This window comes from Gordonia alkaliphila (genome assembly GCF_023017165.1).
In the GTDB taxonomy this organism is placed as follows: domain Bacteria; phylum Actinomycetota; class Actinomycetes; order Mycobacteriales; family Mycobacteriaceae; genus Gordonia; species Gordonia alkaliphila.
The window spans coordinates 3,174,701-3,191,388 of the sequence record NZ_JALKBW010000001.1 but is presented as its reverse complement, the minus strand read 5'-3'; the positions used below and the strand labels follow the sequence as shown (position 1 = coordinate 3,191,388).

General features: G+C 70.9%; 15 protein-coding genes and 1 pseudogene. 9 read left to right on the top strand and 7 right to left on the bottom strand.

What is annotated here, in order from left to right:
* The first annotated feature begins 147 nt into the window (after positions 1-147).
* The 5 genes and pseudogenes from MUG78_RS14570 to MUG78_RS14550 all read left to right on the top strand — a co-directional run bounded on the left by MUG78_RS14570 (position 148) and on the right by MUG78_RS14550 (position 5,141).
* On the top strand, positions 148-1,272 hold the full coding sequence (locus MUG78_RS14570; RefSeq protein WP_246995968.1) for a TIGR03364 family FAD-dependent oxidoreductase: 1,125 nt from the start codon (positions 148-150) through the stop codon (positions 1,270-1,272).
* A 61-nt stretch (positions 1,273-1,333) separates the two neighbouring features.
* Entirely contained in the window at positions 1,334-2,350 is a 1,017-nt protein-coding gene (locus tag MUG78_RS14565; RefSeq protein ID WP_372493249.1) for a 2-aminoethylphosphonate ABC transporter substrate-binding protein, read from the top strand.
* Positions 2,347-3,477, top strand: coding sequence for an ABC transporter ATP-binding protein (locus MUG78_RS14560; protein ID WP_246995963.1), 1,131 nt, complete (start codon positions 2,347-2,349; stop codon positions 3,475-3,477). The genes MUG78_RS14565 and MUG78_RS14560 overlap by 4 nt, the downstream gene beginning before the upstream one ends.
* Positions 3,474-4,343: a 2-aminoethylphosphonate ABC transporter permease subunit gene (locus MUG78_RS14555; RefSeq protein WP_246995961.1), complete on the top strand. Its 870-nt coding sequence runs from the start codon at positions 3,474-3,476 to the stop codon at positions 4,341-4,343. Before MUG78_RS14560 ends, MUG78_RS14555 begins: the two co-directional genes overlap by 4 nt.
* Before the next feature lie 10 nt (positions 4,344-4,353).
* Positions 4,354-5,141, top strand: a pseudogene (locus tag MUG78_RS14550) (ABC transporter permease).
* 4 nt (positions 5,142-5,145) lie between these two features.
* On the opposite strand, the gene meaB reads toward MUG78_RS14550, so the two are convergent.
* The 3 genes from meaB to MUG78_RS14535 are packed head-to-tail and all read right to left on the bottom strand — an operon-like array spanning position 5,146 to position 10,249.
* Positions 5,146-6,126 carry a methylmalonyl Co-A mutase-associated GTPase MeaB gene (gene meaB, locus MUG78_RS14545; RefSeq protein ID WP_246995959.1) on the bottom strand — a complete coding sequence of 327 codons (981 nt, stop codon included), beginning with the start codon at positions 6,124-6,126 and terminating at the stop codon, positions 5,146-5,148.
* Positions 6,123-8,369 carry a methylmalonyl-CoA mutase gene (gene scpA / locus MUG78_RS14540; RefSeq protein ID WP_246995956.1) on the bottom strand — a complete coding sequence of 749 codons (2,247 nt, stop codon included), beginning with the start codon at positions 8,367-8,369 and terminating at the stop codon, positions 6,123-6,125. Before scpA ends, meaB begins: the two co-directional genes overlap by 4 nt.
* Positions 8,370-8,374: 5 nt before the next feature.
* A complete protein-coding gene (locus tag MUG78_RS14535) occupies positions 8,375-10,249 on the bottom strand; it encodes a methylmalonyl-CoA mutase family protein (RefSeq protein ID WP_246995954.1) in 1,875 nt (624 codons plus the stop codon).
* Positions 10,250-10,374: 125 nt separating this feature from the next.
* Here MUG78_RS14535 and MUG78_RS14530 point away from each other — a divergent pair, with 125 nt between their 5' ends.
* The 3 genes from MUG78_RS14530 (at position 10,375) to MUG78_RS14520 (ending at position 12,364) form a co-directional block, all read left to right on the top strand.
* Positions 10,375-11,097, top strand: coding sequence for a TVP38/TMEM64 family protein (locus MUG78_RS14530; protein WP_246995952.1), 723 nt, complete (start codon positions 10,375-10,377; stop codon positions 11,095-11,097).
* Positions 11,098-11,225: 128 nt separating this feature from the next.
* Positions 11,226-11,810, top strand: a complete 585-nt coding sequence (locus tag MUG78_RS14525; RefSeq protein WP_246995950.1) for a hypothetical protein — start codon at positions 11,226-11,228, stop codon at positions 11,808-11,810.
* Positions 11,807-12,364: a hypothetical protein gene (locus MUG78_RS14520; protein WP_246995948.1), complete on the top strand. Its 558-nt coding sequence runs from the start codon at positions 11,807-11,809 to the stop codon at positions 12,362-12,364. Before MUG78_RS14525 ends, MUG78_RS14520 begins: the two co-directional genes overlap by 4 nt.
* A 15-nt stretch (positions 12,365-12,379) precedes the next feature.
* On the opposite strand, the gene MUG78_RS14515 is transcribed toward MUG78_RS14520, so the two are convergent.
* Positions 12,380-13,210: a DUF3097 domain-containing protein gene (locus MUG78_RS14515; RefSeq protein WP_246995946.1), complete on the bottom strand. Its 831-nt coding sequence runs from the start codon at positions 13,208-13,210 to the stop codon at positions 12,380-12,382.
* Positions 13,211-13,276: 66 nt separating this feature from the next.
* Between MUG78_RS14515 and MUG78_RS14510 the strand changes: the two genes are divergently transcribed.
* Positions 13,277-14,026 (top strand): Rv1486c family protein, encoded by a 750-nt coding sequence (locus MUG78_RS14510; protein WP_246995945.1) that lies wholly within the window; start codon positions 13,277-13,279, stop codon positions 14,024-14,026.
* A gap of 4 nt (positions 14,027-14,030) precedes the next feature.
* Here the strand turns inward: MUG78_RS14510 and MUG78_RS14505 are convergent, their stop codons facing one another.
* The 3 genes from MUG78_RS14505 to fabG1 are packed head-to-tail and all read right to left on the bottom strand — an operon-like array spanning position 14,031 to position 16,682.
* Positions 14,031-15,080 (bottom strand): ferrochelatase, encoded by a 1,050-nt coding sequence (locus MUG78_RS14505; RefSeq protein WP_246995943.1) that lies wholly within the window; start codon positions 15,078-15,080, stop codon positions 14,031-14,033.
* 1 nt (position 15,081) lies between these two features.
* Positions 15,082-15,915: an NADH-dependent enoyl-ACP reductase InhA gene (inhA, locus tag MUG78_RS14500; RefSeq protein ID WP_246995941.1), complete on the bottom strand. Its 834-nt coding sequence runs from the start codon at positions 15,913-15,915 to the stop codon at positions 15,082-15,084.
* Between the two features lie 29 nt (positions 15,916-15,944).
* The gene (gene fabG1, locus MUG78_RS14495) at positions 15,945-16,682 is read right to left on the bottom strand and encodes a 3-oxoacyl-ACP reductase FabG1 (protein WP_246995939.1); all 738 of its coding nucleotides are present in this window, start codon (positions 16,680-16,682) and stop codon (positions 15,945-15,947) included.
* Positions 16,683-16,688 lie beyond the last annotated feature (6 nt).

Below are 16,688 nucleotides of genomic sequence, written 5' to 3'. Positions count from 1 at the left end.
TGAGCATACAAGTGGAGTGAACTTGTGCGTGATCATCAAGTGAACAGCAGAAGTACAGCATGGACCTGGATGAACGATTGTTGAACTTGTCTGAACAAGCTGCTCCTCGAGTTGCCGAGCCGCCCTCGGGGCCGCATGGTTCCAGTCGTGAACAACGAATGTGATGTCCTCGTCGTCGGCGCCGGAGTGCTCGGCCTCGGCCACGCCCTCGCCGCACTGGAGCAGGGCCAGCGGGTGATCGTGCTCGAGCGTGAACACCGGATCGTGGGCGCCTCGGTCCGCAACTTCGGCCACGTCGGCGCCACCGTGCAGTCCGGTGAACTTCGCGACCTGGCTCTGGGCGCTCGGCAGCGCTGGCTGTCGGTGGCCGACGCCGCCGGTATCGAAGCCCGGCGCGAGGGCGCAGGCCTGGCCGTGGCCCGTCGCACCGACGAACTCGAGGTGCTGACCGAGCTGGCCGGCAGCCGCGACAGCGTCCGGTTGCTGACCCCGGCGCAGGTCGTCGACCGCCTCGGTGGCGCCGGGGCCGACGACATCGTGGGCGGCGCCGACCTCGGCGACGACCTGCGGGTGGATCCGCGCACCACGGTCCCCCGCCTGGCCGCCTGGGTCGACGCGCAGGACGGTGCCGAGATCCGATGGAACACCGCCTATCTCGGCGCCGAACCCGTGGGCGACGGAGTGCGCGTGCGCACCTCCCGCGGCGAGATCCGGGCCCGCCGGGTGTTCGTCTGCGTGGGCCACGACCTGGACCGGGTGGCCCCGACGGTGGCCGCCGACGCCGGCGTGCAGCGCTGCGGGCTGTCGATGATGCTCACCGAGGATCCCGGCTTCCGCGTCGCCCCCGCAGTCCTGACCGCCACCTCGCTGCTGCGCTACGGCGCGTTCGCCGACACCGCCGCGGCGGCGGTGCTGCGCGAGCGCCTGTCCGCCGAGCGCCCGGACCTCATCGCCGCCGACACCAACATCATGTTCACCCAGCGCCCCGACGGTGGTCTGCTGATCGGCGACTCGCACCTGCTCGACGATTCCCTCGACCCCTTCCTCGACGAAGCGGTCTTCGACCTGCTGCACCGGGAGGTCGAAACGGTGCTCGGTCGTCGGCTGGCCATCCGCCAGCGCTGGCAGGGCATCTACGCCGCCCGCCCGGACGGGCCCTACCTGGTGGCCGAGCTGGCACCCGGCGTCACCGCCTGCTCGGTCACCACCGGTGTCGGTATGACGGTCGGCCTGGAACTGGCCGCCCGCACCGTCGCCGCCGTCCCCGCCTGATCCCGCACCTTCTCTCCTTCTCCTCCCCCAGACTCTCCCTCCCAGACGAAAGCGAAACCTCATGAAGACATTCCTGCGCGGAGCGGTCGCTATGGCGACCGCCCTGTCTCTCGCCGCCGTGACCGCCTGCGGCGGCACCGGATCGGGCGCCTCGGACCCGAACTCGGTGACCGTCTACAGCGCCGACGGCCTCGGCACCTGGTACGAGACCCAGTTCGAGGCGTTCACCGAGCAGACCGGCATCACCGTCAACTACGTCGAAGGCGGCTCCGGTGAGGTCCTCTCCCGGGCGGAGAAGGAACGCTCCAATCCGCAGATGGACGTGCTGATCACCCTGCCGCCGTTCATCCAGCGCGCCGACGACCAGAAGCTGCTGGCGCCCACCAAGGACGCCGACGGCAGCACCGATGCCAACTACGTGGCCCTGGCCAACAACTACTTCGCGATGATCCGCGGCACCGGTGTGGCACCGGCCCCGCAGACCTGGAACGACCTGCTCGATCCGCGGTTCGCCCAGAAACTCCAGTACTCCACCCCCGGGCAGGCCGGCGACGGCACCGCCATGCTGCTGCTCCTGCAGCACGTGATGGGTGAGCAGCAGGGCCTGGACTACCTCGGCGCGCTGCAGGCCAACAACGTCGGCCCGCCGGCGTCGACCGGCAAGCTCGGACCCAAGGTGGCCAAGGGCGAGCTGTCGGTGGCCAACAGCGACGTGCAGATGGCGCTGGCCGCGATCGCCGCGGACAAGGCCGCCTACGAGGTGTTCTTCCCGGCCGGCGCCGACGGCGTCCGCACCACCGTCGCCCTGCCCTACTTCATGGGTCAGGCGGCCAGCGCACCGCACGCGGCCAACGCCGGCAAGCTGATCGACTTCCTGATGTCGGTCCCGGTCCAGCAGACCCTCGCCGAGCAGGTCTACGGCACGTCGCCGCGCGCCGACGTCAACGCCACCGGCCCGCAGGCCGCGGCGATCACCAAGGCCCTCGACGGGGTCACGATCTGGGAGCCGGACTGGACCGCGGTCAACGCCCGCTTCGACGCGCTGATCGACGCCTACAACCAGGCGACCGGCCAGTGAGCGCCCCGGCTTCCGCGGCGTCGACCGCCGCCGTCGACGTCGCCGCCCCCGCCGTCGCACTCCGCGGGGTGAGCGTGGCCTACGGCGACACCGTCGCCCTGGCCGACTGCTCCTTCGAGGTGCGGCGCGGCGAGACCCTCGCCCTGCTGGGCCCGTCCGGCTCGGGCAAATCGACCGCACTCAAGGCCATCGCCGGCTTCGAGAACGTCGTCGGCGGCACCGTGGAGATCGGCGGCCGCGATGTGACCGGACTGTCCCCGGCCGCCCGCGGCACCGGCTTCGTGATGCAGCAATACGCGCTGTTCCCGCACATGAGCGTGCGTGCCAATGTGTCCTTCGGACTCAAGGCGCAGAAGGTGGCGCGCGCCCAGATCAAGCCGCGGGTCGACGAAGTGCTGCGCATGGTCGGCATGTTCGGCTTCGCCGACCGGCTGCCGCGCGAGCTCTCCGGCGGCCAGCAGCAGCGCGTGGCGATCGCGCGGGCGTTGGCACCGAGCCCGTCGTTGCTGCTGCTCGACGAACCGCTCTCCGCCCTGGACACCCGCCTGCGCGAGGAGATGTTGATCGAACTGCAGCAGCTGCGGCGCGACCTGCCGGGCATTGCGATCGTGCACGTGACCCACGATCAGGCCGAGGCCCTCGCCCTGGCCGACCGGATTGCGATCATGCGCAACTCCCGGCTGGAAGCCATCGACACCGCCGACCGGCTGTTCCACCAGCCGCCCAGCGAGTTCGCCGCGACCTTCCTCGGCGGTGCTGACATCCTGCCCGCCCGGGCCACCGCGCCGGTCGTCGCCGGCGGCGTCGGCACCTTCGAGCACGGCGGGCTGCACCTGCGCGCCGTCTCGGCCACCGCCCTGGCCGGCGACAAGCACGTCGCCCTCGCGGTGCGCCCGTGGGCGTGGGAACTGTCCGAGCAGCCGCGCGACAACGCCGTCCAGGTGCTCGTGCACGACAGCCAGTGGCGCGGCGCCGTGCGCCACGTGCGGGCCCGGGTGGCCGCCACCGATCAGTTCATCGGCGTGGACGTGCCGGTGCTCGACGCCGCCCCGGAGTCCGGTCGGCAGATGTGGGCGCACGTCGCACCCGAGCACGTGCACGTGGTGCCCGCGGAGAAGAGCGCATGACCGCCGTCCTGGACCGGCCCGCGCCGAGCACGCCGCCGCGCCCGCGCGCGGTGGCGCCGCGGCTCCGCAAGACCCTGCTGGTGGCCGGGCCGCTGCTGATCCTGGCCCTGAGCCTCGGCTACCCGCTGATCTGGGCGGTGTCGTCGTCGTTCACCGATCGGTCCGGCGCGTACGTCGGCACCGCCACCTGGCAGGCCGCCCTCGGCGACGACGCCGTGCAGAAGGCCTTCGTCAAGACCCTGCAGATCGCCGCGCTCTCCACCGCCGGCTGCGTGGTGGTGGGCACCTTCCTGGCCTTCGTGCTGGCGTTCATCCCGTTCCGCGGGTCGTCGCTGGTGGTGCGCATCATCGAATCGGTGGTGGCGTTGCCGTCGTTCCTGATCCCGTTGGCGTTGGGCGTGCTGTTCGGTCCGGTGGGCGTGGTCTCCAGCGCCACCGGGCACCGGTTCTCGTTCATGAGCTCCATGCTGGGCGTGGTGCTGGCCGAGATCGCGTTCTACACCCCGTTCGTGGTGCGCCCGCTGCTGGCGGCGTTCACCTCGTTCCCCAGCGCGCACATCGACGTGGCCTCGTCGCTGGGGGCAGGGCCGCTGCGGATCGCCGCCCGCGTCATCGCCCCGCGGGTGTGGCCGGCGCTGGCCGCAGCGGCCGCACTCACCTTCCTGCTGACCCTCAACGAGTTCGGCATCGTGCTGTTCACCGGCGCGAAGGACGTGATGACGCTGCCGATGCTGATCTACACCAAGTCGATGGTGTCCTCGGACTTCGCCACCGCCGCGGTGCTGGCCACCATTCAGCTGGTGCTGTCGGTGAGCGCCTACCTCCTCTACCGGACCATCGTGCGCCGCTTCGGCGCCACCACCTAGGAGCCCTTCGATGCTGATTCGCAGCTCCACCGGCCGTCGCCTCATCTGGGCGGTGTTCGCGCTGGTCCTCGGCGTGCTGGTGATCTCCCCGATCGCGGTCACCGCGATCACCGCGTTCGCGCAGACCTGGAACTCGGCGTTGCCGTCCGGTCTCACCACCGACCACATGGCCAGCACGCTCACCGCGTCGAACATGCAGAGCATTCTGGTGTCCATCCAGACCGCACTCATGGCGTCGGCGGTCGCGGTGGCGCTCGGCACCTGGGCGGCGTTGGCCGCCCGGTCGGCACGGCCGCGCCTGCGCGCCGTGATCGACCCCGCCTTCCACGTGCCGGTCGCGGTGCCGTCGGTGGTGATCGGTCTGGCCGTGCTGATCGCCTTCTCGCGCTCGCCGCTGATCTTCAACGGCACCCCGTGGATCGTGATTCTGGTGCAGGCGCTGCTGGTGCTGTCGTTCGCGTTCTCGATGGTGTCGGCCGCGGCCAAGGGCCTGGATCCGGCCCTCGATCAGGTCGCCGGTTCGCTGGGCGCCTCGGGCCGACGCACCCTACCCTGCCGCTGCTCACCCCGGCCATCGCCGCGGCCGCCGGACTATCGGTGGCGCTGTGCATGGGCGAGCTCGGCGCGACGATCATGGTGTACCCGGCGTCCTGGCGGCCCCTGCCGGTCACCATCTTCACCCAGTCCGATCGCGGTGACCTGTTCGGCGCGGCCGCCAACACCCTGCTGCTGGTCCTGGTGACCGTCGCGATCCTGGGCGTGCTCAGCCGGTTCCGGTCGCGCGCCCAGGTGCGGTAGCGGATCAGAGCCCGGCGGCGGCCACGATCTGTTCGGCGGCCAACGCCGGGGTCAGGCTGCCGTCGAGCACACCGCGCTCGGCGGTGGCCCGGACCTGCTGCACCGCGGGATCGTCGGCCAGCTTGGACAGGAACGCCTCCTGCACCATGGCCCACGTCCACTCCACCTGCTGGCGGGCGCGGCGCTTGTCGAACTCGCCGGCCGCGGTCAGCACGTCCCGGTGCTCCAGGATCTTGGCCCAGTACTCGTCGACGCCGGTGTTCTCCCGGGCGCTCATGGTGAGCACCGGAGGAGTCCACAGGGCGTCGTGCGGGTAGATCAGCCCGAGGGCGTTCCGCAGCTCGCGGGCCGCGCCGCGCGCCTCGTTGATGTGCTTGCCGTCGGCCTTGTTCACCACGACGATCTCGGCGAGCTCCAGCACGCCCTTCTTGATGCCCTGCAACGAGTCACCGGTGCGCGCCAGCGTCAAGAAGGTGAAGGTGTCGACCATGCCGGCCACACTCACCTCGGACTGGCCCACGCCGACGGTTTCCACCAGCACCACGTCGTAACCCGCGGCCTCCACCAGCACGATAGTCTCGCGGGTGGCCTTGGTGACGCCGCCGAGCGTGCCCGACGACGGCGACGGCCGGACGTAGCCCTGCGGCGCCGCCGACAGCTGCCCCATCCGGGTCTTGTCGCCCAGGATGGAGCCGCCGGTGCGGGTCGACGACGGGTCGACGGCCAGCACCGCCACCCGATGACCGAGGTCGATCAGGTGCATGCCGAGCGCCTCGATGGTGGTCGACTTGCCCACGCCGGGTACACCCGTGATGCCGACGCGGAACGACTTGCCCGCGTGCGGCGTAAGGTTCAGCAGCAGTTGCTGCGCCGCGGCCCGATGGTCGGGGCGTACCGATTCGACCAGCGTGATCGCGCGCGCCAGCAGCGAGCGGTTGCCGGCGAGCACGCCCTCGGTGAGGGCGTCGACGTCGACCTTGCTCATACAGACAGGTCCAGGCCCTGCTGATCGGCGAGCTTGCGGATCAGATCGACGGCCGAGTCGGCGATCACGGTGCCGGGCGGGAAGATCGCCGCGGCGCCGGCCTCGTACAGTTCGTCGAAGTCGCCGGGCGGAATCACACCGCCCACCACGATCATGATGTCCTCGCGACCCACCTCGGCCAGCGCCTGCTTCAGAGCGGGCACCAGCGTGAGGTGACCGGCCGCCAGCGACGAGACACCGACGACGTGCACGTCGTTGTCCGCGGCCTGGCCCGCCACCTCTTCCGGGGTCGCGAACAGCGGCCCGACGTCCACGTCGAACCCGAGGTCGGCGAACGCGGTCGCGATGACCTTCTGGCCGCGGTCGTGGCCGTCCTGGCCCATCTTGGCCACCAGGACGCGGGGACGACGACCCTCGGCGTCTGCGAAGGCGTCGACGACGGCCATCGCCTCGTCGATGTTGCTCACCGAATCACCTGCTTCGTTGCGGTAGACACCGCTGATGGTGCGGATCTCGGCCTGGTGGCGGCCGTAGACTTTCTCCATGGCGTCGGAGATCTCGCCGCCGGTGGCACCGTGGCGCGCGGCCTCGATGGCCAGCGCCATCAGGTTGTTGTCCAGGTCGCTGCCACCGGGCTCGGCGGCAGCGCGGGTCAGATCGGCCAGCGCGGCGTCCACGGCGGACTGATCGCGCTCGGCACGCAGCTTCTCCAGCTTGGCCAGCTGCTCGGCGCGCACCTTCGAGTTCTCGACCTTGAGGACCTCGATCTCTTCGTCCTCGGCGACGCGGTACTTGTTGACGCCCACCAGCGGCTGCTGGCCGGAGTCGATACGCGCCTGGGTGCGGGCGGCGGCCTCTTCGATGCGGAGCTTCGGCAGGCCCTCGTTGATGGCCTGCGTCATGCCGCCGGCGGCCTCCACCTCGGCGATGTGGGCGCGGGCCTTGTCGGCCAGCTGCGCGGTGAGCCACTCGACGTAGTTCGAGCCGGCCCACGGATCGATCGGGCGGGTGGTGCCCGACTCCTGCTGCAGCAGCAGCTGGGTGTTGCGGGCGATGCGCGCGGAGAAGTCGGTCGGCAGGGCGATCGCCTCGTCGAGCGCGTTGGTGTGTAGCGACTGGGTGTGGCCCTGGGTGGCGGCCATCGCCTCCACGCAGGTGCGGGCCACGTTGTTGAACACGTCCTGCGCGGTCAGCGACCAGCCGGAGGTCTGCGAGTGGGTGCGCAGCGACAGGCTCTTCGCGCTCTTCGGCTCGAACTTCTCGACCAGTTCGCTCCACAGCAGGCGCGCGGCACGGAGCTTGGCGACCTCCATGAAGAAGTTCATGCCGATGCCCCAGAAGAACGACAGGCGCGGCGCGAACTTGTCGATGTCCAGCCCAGCCTCCAGACCGGCACGGATGTACTCCACGCCGTCGGCCAGGGTGTAGGCCAGCTCCAGGTCGGCCGTCGCTCCGGCCTCCTGGATGTGGTAGCCGGAGATCGAGATGGAGTTGAACTTCGGCATCTTGGCGCTGGTGTAGGCGAAGATGTCGGAGATGATCCGCATGGACGGGGCCGGCGGATAGATGTAGGTGTTGCGGACCATGAACTCCTTCAGAATGTCGTTCTGAATGGTTCCGGCCAGCTTCTCCGGCGGCACGCCCTGCTCTTCGGCGGCCACCACGTACAGCGCCAGGATCGGCAGCACCGCGCCGTTCATGGTCATCGACACCGAGACGTTGCCGAGATCGATGCCGTCGAATAGCTGACGCATGTCCAGGATGGAGTCGATCGCGACACCGGCCATGCCGACGTCACCGGCCACGCGCGGGTGGTCGGAGTCGTAACCGCGGTGGGTGGCGAGGTCGAAGGCCACCGACAGGCCCTTCTGACCGGCCGCGAGGTTGCGGCGGTAGAAGGCGTTGGACTCGGCGGCGGTGGAGAAGCCCGCGTACTGGCGGACCGTCCACGGCTGGTTGACGTACATCGTCGGGTACGGGCCGCGGATGAACGGCGCCTCACCGGGGATGGAGTCGAGCGGGTAGCTGTCGGCCGCGGCGGTCTCGTCGCGGTCGGCGCGGGTGTACACCGGCGCCACGTCGATCTGCTCGGGCGTATGCCACACGGTCTGCTCGGCGGTGTAGCCGTGCGTCCCGGCGAGGGAGTCGACGAGGGCTGAGGAATCGTCGGCGTCCGGGGTTCCGGTGAGGCCGTCGAGATCCAGTTCGACGTCGGAGAAATCGGGAATCATGTTCTCGCTCATGGTCTTTACTCCCCCGCCTGCGCGGTGATGGTGTCCAGCAGCTCGGTCAGGGTGGCGACGGCGTCGATGCCGACGCGCAGGGAACCGTCCGGGGCGTCGCCGCCGTCGGGCCATTCCTTGTCCGGACCGGCCAGCAGCACGCGGTCGATACCGGCGGCGCGGGCCGCGGCCAGCACGGCCGGACCGTCCTGCGCGTACCGCGCCTTGGTGCCGCACAGCACGGCGATGGTGCCCGCACCGGTCGCGACCTGCGCGACGGTGTCGGCGGTGACCGGACCGGGGTTGACGGCCTCGATACCGCCGGCGGCGAGCAGGTTGGCGACGAAGGTGGTGCGGCCGTTGTGCTCGGCGACGCTGCCCAGCGGCAGCAGCAGGACGGACGGGCGCACGGTGGCCGCGTCGGCGCGGTCGCGCAGCTGCTCGAAGCGGCGCGCGACGCGGGCCAGGCCCGCGGTGGCGGTCGGCACGTCGGTGGTGTCGGCGAGGGCTTCAGCGAAGGCCGCTTCACCTAGATTCGGGAACTCGGAGACACCGGTGATCGGGGCGCTGCGGTCGGCGACGGCGGCGTCGCGGGCGGCCAGCGCCTCGTCGATCCAGGTGCGGATCGAGGAGAGTGCCTCGGTGTAGCCGCCGAGACGCTCGACGTCGGTGAAGACCTTCCAGCCCGCCGCGGCCAGGTCGGTGGTGAGGTCCTCGACGAACCAGGAGCCGCCGGCCGGATCCAGCACACGGCCCACGTTGGACTCCTCCAGCAGCAGCAGCTGGGTGTTGCGCGCGATGCGGGCGGAGAAGGAGGCCTTGGACGAGCGGGCCGACAGCGGCAGCGCGGCGTCGTAGCCGAGGACGGTCACCTGGTCGGCGCCGCCGACACCGGCGCCGAAGGCGGCGACGGTGGTGCGCAGCATGTTCACCCACGGGTCGCGCTGGGTGAGCATCGACAGGTCGGTGACGGCGTGGGTGAGGGCGGCTCCGGCGTCGGGGGCGCCGAGTACCTGGGCGACGCGGGCCCACATGAGCCGCAGCGCGCGAAGCTTGGCGATGGAGGCGAACTGGTCGTCGCCCACCGAGACCGCGAAGGTGATCTGGCCGAGCGCCTGCACCGGGGTCCGGCCGGCGGCGACGAGATCGCGGACGTGGGCGAGTCCGGCGGCGACCAGCAGGCCGATCTCCTGGGCGTTGGTGGCGCCGGACTGGGCGAAGTCGGTGCCGTCGACGCGGAAGGTGCGCACGCGCTCGGGGGCGTTCACCGCGAGGGCGACGGCCGCCTCGACGGCGACGGTGGCTCGCCCGGAGAAGGCTGCGGTGTACGGCGACAGGCCCAGGCTGTGCGTGGTGGACGCCATCGCGGGCGCCTCCTGCGGCGGTGCCGGGCGGTCGGCGAGGACCCGGAGGAACTGCTCGGCGGCGGCGATGCCGTCGGCGCCGGCGTCCAGGGTCACCGGAAGCAGGTCGAGGTAGATGTCGGCCAGGATCGTCGCCAGTTCCGCGTCACCGGCGGCCGCGAGCCACACGCCGCTGGCACCGTTGCCTGCCGCCTCGAGGATGGCTTCGTTGAGGTCGGCCGCGCTCTGGCCGAGCAGATCGCCGAAGCGTTCGGTGACGCGCCAGCCCTGGTGGACGTCGCGCTGCGGATCCGCGCCGCGGACGAACGGGAAGCTGCCGGGCAGACCGCGTTCGCTGTTCTCATCCTTGCGGGTGTACAGCGGGCGGACCGTCACGTCGTCGCGGGTCGGCGTCGACAACAGAGCTTCCGGGGTGTCGGGCAGATCGGCCGGATCCACCCGGCGGCCCTTGGCGAGGACGGCCGCGGCGGCCGTCGACCACCGCTGGTAGTCCTGGTCGAGTTGCTCCCGCGTATGCGGTGTGCCTGCTGCGGTCATAGCTGCCGATGTCCTCCGTGCTCGCTGGCGGTGCGCCTTCGAGCACATTATCCGATAGTGACTGTCCCTCTATCCGCCCCGGCCTGTGAGGCCGCACACGTGGGGGCGGGCCCTAGACTCTTCGTGTGCGCCGCCATCTTCGTTCCCGAGTCGTCGAGGAGCCCGTCGACCTCGCGACCGGGACGGTCGGCCCCGCTGCCTCGCCCACCGGTCGGCGGAACGTCTGGCGGGCGGTCCTCGGTCTGGCCGCGGTTCTCGTGGTGCTGGTGGCCGCCTATTTCGTCCCGCTCCCCTCGATCGAGGTGGTGCGGGAATGGTCGGACTCGGTCGGTTCGTGGTTCGTGGTCCTCTTCTTCGCGGCGTACTTCCTCGGCGCGATCGCGCCGCTGCCGCGGTCGCCGTTCACCGTGATGTCCGGGCTCTTGTTCGGGCCGCTCGTCGGTTTCGCCGGTGCCATGCTGGCGTCCTCGGCGGCCGCCGTCGTGGCCTTTCTGCTCGCTCGACGACTGGGCCGCGCCCGCGTGCAGCGGCACTTGGACCGGGCGGTGTTCCGGTCCATCGAGGAGCGTTTGGAGCGACGCGGCTGGCTGGCGGTGGGGTCGCTGCGGATGATCCCGGTGGTGCCGTTCGCGGTGGTGAACTACGCGGCGGGCCTGTCGTCGGTGCGGCTGGCGCCGTACACGGTGGCGAGCATCCTCGGCACGATCCCGGGCACCGCGGCCGTCGTCTTCCTGGGCGACGCGTTGGCCGGCGAAGCCGATCCGGTGATGGTGATCGCCTCGGGCCTGCTGTTCGCGGTGGGCGTGATCGGGCTCATCGTCGACGCCCGTCTCCCGGTCGCCGAGTAGCCTTCGTCGGCAGGAACTCCCCGGGGCGGTGCGGGTCTCCGGTGATCAGCCCGAACCCTTGACAACCAATTTTCAAGCTTTGATACTTGATTGATAGAAATCAAGATCTAGGGCTTGAGGGGTGCGGAATGATCGTTCTCACCGCAGATCAGCGATCCAGCCGGACCGACGTCGACCGGGTACCCGACCTGCTGCGCCGGTACGCCGACCTCCCCGCCGTGCGGGGCTTCGACCGCACCGCCGGCGACGAGGTGGAGGCAGTCTTCGACGACCCGGAACGCGCCGCCGCGGTCGCCGTGGAATTGGCCGCCTCCGGGTTCTGGAGCGTTGGCCTCGGAGTGGCCGACGTCGAGACTCCCCTGCCGTCAGCGGCGCGCGCCGGCCGCGGCACCGCGTTCATCGCCGCGCGCGAAGCCGTCGAAGCGGCCAAGAACCGGCGCGTCCCGCTGCAGGTGGTGGGCCCGTCGCCGTGGTGTCTGCACGCGCAGACCGCCGCCGCACTCCTGGTGGACCTGCTGACCGAGCGCACCGAGGCCGGCCGCGAAGCGGTGGCACTGGTCGCCGGCGGTATGACCCAAGCGCACGCCGCGAAGAAGCTGGGGATTACGCCGCAGGCGGTGTCGCTGCGACTGCGCACCGCGCGCTGGGATCTGCAGCGTGACACCGAACGCCTCGTGGTTCGGCTGTTGACCCTGAGTGAGGAGGACCGATGATCGCGCTGATCCTATTGGTGGTGGCGACCGTCGTCGCCTTCGTCGGCGTGCCGCTGCGCACTCGCCTCGTCGTGGATGAGCGGCGCAGCGATGCCGATGTCCGACGCTACGACCTCGTCATGGCGGTCGCGATGGCGGCCTTCGTCGGCGCTGCGGCGATCGCAGTCGGGGTCGCCGGCGGGCTGAGCGGTGCAGCGGCCGTCGCCGGCCAGGTGATCGCGGTGATCGCGTCGGCGGTGACCGGCGGCTACGTGGTGCGCACCGTCCTCGCGTTCGGTGGGATCCCCACGCGCAGTGAGAATTTCGACGATCCGGCCCCCGACCCACCGCTGCGCGGCGGCCGCGTGATCGGCCTGATGGAGCGCGCCGGCGTGACGGTGAGCCTGCTGCTCGCGTGGCCGGCCGGCATCGCGGTGATCCTCGGGATCAAGGGCCTGGCCCGCTTCCCGCAACTGCGCGAACATCATGCGAGCGAACAGTTCATCCTCGGCACCTTCGCCTCGGTGCTGTGGGCCTGCGCGCTCGGCGGGATCGGCTACCTGCTGGGCCGCTGAGTCGCTGCGCTCGGTCTACTCCGGGGGCTCGGTGACGAAGTCGAGGAGTTCCTCGACGCTGCGGATCAGCGGGACCTCCAGCTCGCGGTAGCTGGACACCGCGTTCAGCACTCGACGCCACCCGTCTTGCGGTGTGCCCCAACCCAATTCGTCGCAGATACCGGTCTTCCAGTCCGTGCCCATCGGGATCGTCGGCCACGCGTCGATCTTCACCGCGGCCGGCTTCACGGCCTGCCACACGTCCACGTAGGGGTGCCCGCACACCAGCACGTGCGGGCCCACCTCGGCGGTGAGCTTCTCCTCCTTGGAACCGGACACCAGGTGATCCACCAGGACGCCGGCCCGACGGTGCGCGGCCGGCTGGAAATCGGCCAGGGCGTCGTCGAGATTGTCCAGACCGTCCAGGCTCATCACCACGATGCCTTCGGCGCGCAGATCGTCGCCCCAGACGCGTTCGAGCAGCGTCGCGTCGTGCACGCCTTCGACGAAGATGCGGCTCGCCCGCGCAGTCCGCGCCCGCTGCTTCGGCAGCGCCCGCGAACCGGACGCGGTCCGAATGGTCTGCGGCGCGTTCGGGCCGCGCCCGCGCGGACGGACCAGCGTGACCGGTTTGCCGTCGATCAGGAACGCGGCGGGGTACGCGTGGAAGACGCGGGTGGCCCCGCGCCGATCCTCCAGCCGCACCATGTCGGCGGCGTAGGTCTTCTCCCAGCCGACCACGGCGCCGCAGAAACCGGTGGCCGCATCCTCCACCACCAGGCCCGGTTCGCCGGCCACCTCGGGAGCCTTCGGCTTGCTGCGGCGCGGCTGCGCCAGAACGTCACGTCCGTAGCGATCATTGGTCACGAGTCCCCAGGCTAGGCCACGCGGAGGGTTCGGCGGCGACGACGCTCCGCGTATCGTGGAGAGGTCATGTCACGATCACTGCCCAGCCCCACGACCGGCCTGCTGCGGGCCTGGCCGGCGTCCGCACTCGCCGTGTGGAGCGCCGCCTGGCGCGCCGGTCTCGCCTCCCCCGACGACGTCCTGCACACGCTCCACGACTACGCCGAGACGCACGACGTCGACACCGGCGGCACCGCGTTGGACCTGGTCCGGCTCGTGGGCGCCGCCCGACGCAGCGCGGTGGTGTTCCCCGCGCCCGGCGATGCGCAGGGCCTGCCGTCGGAGGCCGAGGACGTACTGATTCTGGACCGCGCGGACGGCCCGCCGCTCGCGCTCACCGCGCGCGGCACCGCCGAGCGGTGCCGCTGGAGCGTGCGGGAACTCGGCCCCGACGTGGACGTCCTGGCGCTCGGCGGCGACCAGACCGCGGGCGAACTGGAATACGACCTGCGGGAGGCCGTCGGCGAGGCGGCGACGGTGATCGCCGGCCTCGCCGGACCGCGAGTCGGCGGTCCCGCCGACCTTCGCGACGCACTCGCCGCGCGGACGGCGGCCGTCTCGCTGGACCTGCCGCCGCACGACCGGCAGCGCGTGGACCGGATGCTCGCCACCGCCGCACAGATCGACGCCATCGTCGAGCTCGCCGGTGGCGGTCTCGGCGCCTCCGCGCAGCAGGTGGAGAATGCCGACGCTCAGCTCCGCCGCCTCTCGACGCTGACCCGCCGGGCCCGCGCCGCCGCGATCAACACGCTCCTGCGCGACTACTACCGCGACTGACGTCCTACCGGGTGGGGCGCGGCGGCAGCTGGCAGCAGCCCGGCCGGCAGAGCGCGCCGTTGTCGCCGCAACCGAGTGCGGACGTGTCACCGCCGCCGTCGGCGTAGTCCTCGATCAGATCGGCGATCATCGCCAGGAACGCCGGGTCGGTGCCGACCGTGTCGGCGCGGGCATAGCCCATCCCCAGTTCCTCGGCGCGCTGCCGAGCCTCGGTGTCCAGATCCCAGACCACTTCGAGGTGGTCGGAGACGAACCCGATCGGACACACCACCACGCGACCGACGCCTTCCTCGGCCAGCGCGTCGAGGTGGTCGCAGATGTCCGGCTCCAGCCAGGGCACCTGGGGCGGACCCGAGCGCGACTGCCAGACCAGATCGTGGTTCTCGACGCCCAGCTCGTCGGCGACGCGTTGCGCCGCCCCGGCCACCTGGCGCGAGTACAGGTGCCCGCCGTCCTCCGGCGGCCCGGCGGTCCGGTCGGCGCCGAGCGGAATCGAGTGCGCGGTGAACACCAGTCGAGCCGGGGCGCCCTCCCCCAACTCGGCCAGCGCACGACGGACCGCCGCCGCGGCCGCGGCGACGAAACCGGGGCGGTCCCAGAACTGCGGAAGTTTGCGCACCAGCAGGTCCGACGAGCCGTCCACCTGCGCCAGCGCACCGGCGAGGTCCTCGTGGTACTGGCGGCAACCCGAGTAACCGCCCCACGCGGACGTCGGGAACACCAGAACCCGACGGTGGCCGTCGCTCCGCAGAGCGGTCAGCGCATCGGCGACGAAGGGTGTCCAGTTGCGGTTACCGAAGTAGATCGGCAGATCCGTGCCGCGCGAACGCAGCTCGGCCTGCAGCGCCGCGATCATGTCCAGGTTCAGCCGGTTGATCGGTGAGATGCCGCCGAAGTGCAGGTAGTGCTCCACCACCTCCTCGAGCCGCTCGGGCGGCACCCCGCGACCGCGCGTGACGTTCTCCAGGAACGGACGAACGTCCTCGGGACCGTCCGGTCCGCCGAAGGAGTGGAAGAGGACGGCGGTGAACTGCTCGGATGCGGCCGCCGTCATGTCAGCTCAGCAGGTTCTCGGGGAACCAGGTGTTGTGGCTGGCACCGCCGTCGACGTAGACGATGGAACCGGTGGTGGCCGGGAGCCAGTCCGACAGCAGCGCGACGACGCTCTTGCCGACCGGGGCGGGATCGTCGACGTTCCAGCCGATCGGCGACGCACCGTCCCAGTACTCGTTGAGCATGTTCAGCTTCTTGGCATCGTCGGTCGCGGTGCCGGAGATCGCCTTGGCGGCCAGGGTCTTGATCGGACCGGCGGCCACCAGGTTGGAACGCACCTTCTTGGCGTACCCCACCTCGCGGGCCACGTAGCGGTTCACCGACTCCAGCGCGGCCTTGGCCACGCCCATCCAGTTGTAGTCGGGCACAGCGGTGCGCGGATCGAAGTCCATGCCCACGATGGAGCCGCCCTCGTTCATCACCGGCAGCACGGCGCGCGCCAGCGACGCGTAGCTCCACGCCGAGATCTCGAAGGCCTTGGCCGCGTCCGGGCCGGGGCCGTCGAGGAACGGCAGCGCATCCGGACCCATCAGGGTGCGCGGGGCGAAGGCGATCGAATGCACCACGCCGTCGATGCCCTCCGGGGCCAGTGCGCGCACCTGATCGGCCAGGGCGCCCAGGCTCTCCTCGTCGGTCACGTCCAGACCGATCGCGTCGGGCACTTCCTGCGGGAGGCGCTTAGCGATGCGGTTGATGAGCCGCAGCCGCTCCGGGATGCCGGTGATGATCACCTTGGCGCCGGCCTCCTGTGCCTGCGCCGCGGTAGCGAAGGCGATGGAGGCGTCGGTGATGATGCCGGTGACGAGAATGGTCTTGCCTGCGAGGATTCCGCTCACGGGATGCTCCTAGAAAGTAGTGGGGTGGGTCAGTGACCCATGCCGAGGCCGCCGTCGACGTTGATCACGTTGCCGGTGACGTAGGCGGAGTCGTTCGAGGCGAGGAAGCTGACGACGGCCGCCACCTCTTCGGGCTGGCCCATGCGCTTGGCCGGAATGGCCTGGTCCACCGCGGTCTTGGTGTAGTCCTCGGGCAGCGCGCGGGTCATGTCGGTGTCGATCAGGCCCGGGGCCACCACGTTGGCGGTGATGTTGCGGCCGCCCAGCTCGCGGGTCACCGAGCGCGCCAGACCGATCACGCCGGCCTTCGACGCGGCGTAGTTCGCCTGGCCGGGGGTGCCCATCATGCCGACAACCGAGCCGAGGTAGATGAACCGGCCCCAGCGCTTCTTCAGCATGTCGCGGGTGGCGGCCTTGGTGACGCGGAAGGCGCCGGTCAGGTTCGCGTCGAGCACCGTGGCGAAGCTGTCCACGCTCATCCGCATGATGAGGGTGTCCTCGGTGATGCCGGCGTTGGCGACGACCACCTCGACGGGGCCCTGGTGCTCGGCGACCTCGGCGAAGGCGCGGGTCACCGACTCGTCGTCGGTCACATCGCACTGCACGCCGAACAGGCCCTCGGGGGCGCCGGAGCCGCGGTGGGTCACGGCGACCTTGTGGCCGTCGGCGGCGAGGCGCTGGGCCACGGCCAGGCCGATACCCCGGTTACCGCCGGTGACGAGCACCGAGCGCGGAGTGAATTCGGGGGTCTGTGCATTCTCTGACATGGTTGT

Bases quoted from the DNA above. Each gene is read 5' to 3' on its own strand.
- MUG78_RS14520 (WP_246995948.1), top strand. From the start codon at position 11,807: ATGATCGCGCTGATCCTATTGGTGGTGGCGACCGTCGTCGCCTTCGTC.
- MUG78_RS14535 (WP_246995954.1), bottom strand. From the start codon at position 10,249: ATGACCGCAGCAGGCACACCGCATACGCGGGAGCAACTCGACCAGGAC.
- meaB (WP_246995959.1), bottom strand. From the start codon at position 6,126: ATGAGCAAGGTCGACGTCGACGCCCTCACCGAGGGCGTGCTCGCCGGC.
- scpA (WP_246995956.1), bottom strand. From the start codon at position 8,369: ATGAGCGAGAACATGATTCCCGATTTCTCCGACGTCGAACTGGATCTC.
- MUG78_RS14525 (WP_246995950.1), top strand. From the start codon at position 11,226: ATGATCGTTCTCACCGCAGATCAGCGATCCAGCCGGACCGACGTCGAC.
- MUG78_RS14510 (WP_246995945.1), top strand. From the start codon at position 13,277: ATGTCACGATCACTGCCCAGCCCCACGACCGGCCTGCTGCGGGCCTGG.
- fabG1 (WP_246995939.1), bottom strand. From the start codon at position 16,682: ATGTCAGAGAATGCACAGACCCCCGAATTCACTCCGCGCTCGGTGCTC.
- MUG78_RS14565 (WP_372493249.1), top strand. From the start codon at position 1,334: ATGAAGACATTCCTGCGCGGAGCGGTCGCTATGGCGACCGCCCTGTCT.
- MUG78_RS14555 (WP_246995961.1), top strand. From the start codon at position 3,474: ATGACCGCCGTCCTGGACCGGCCCGCGCCGAGCACGCCGCCGCGCCCG.
- MUG78_RS14505 (WP_246995943.1), bottom strand. From the start codon at position 15,080: ATGACGGCGGCCGCATCCGAGCAGTTCACCGCCGTCCTCTTCCACTCC.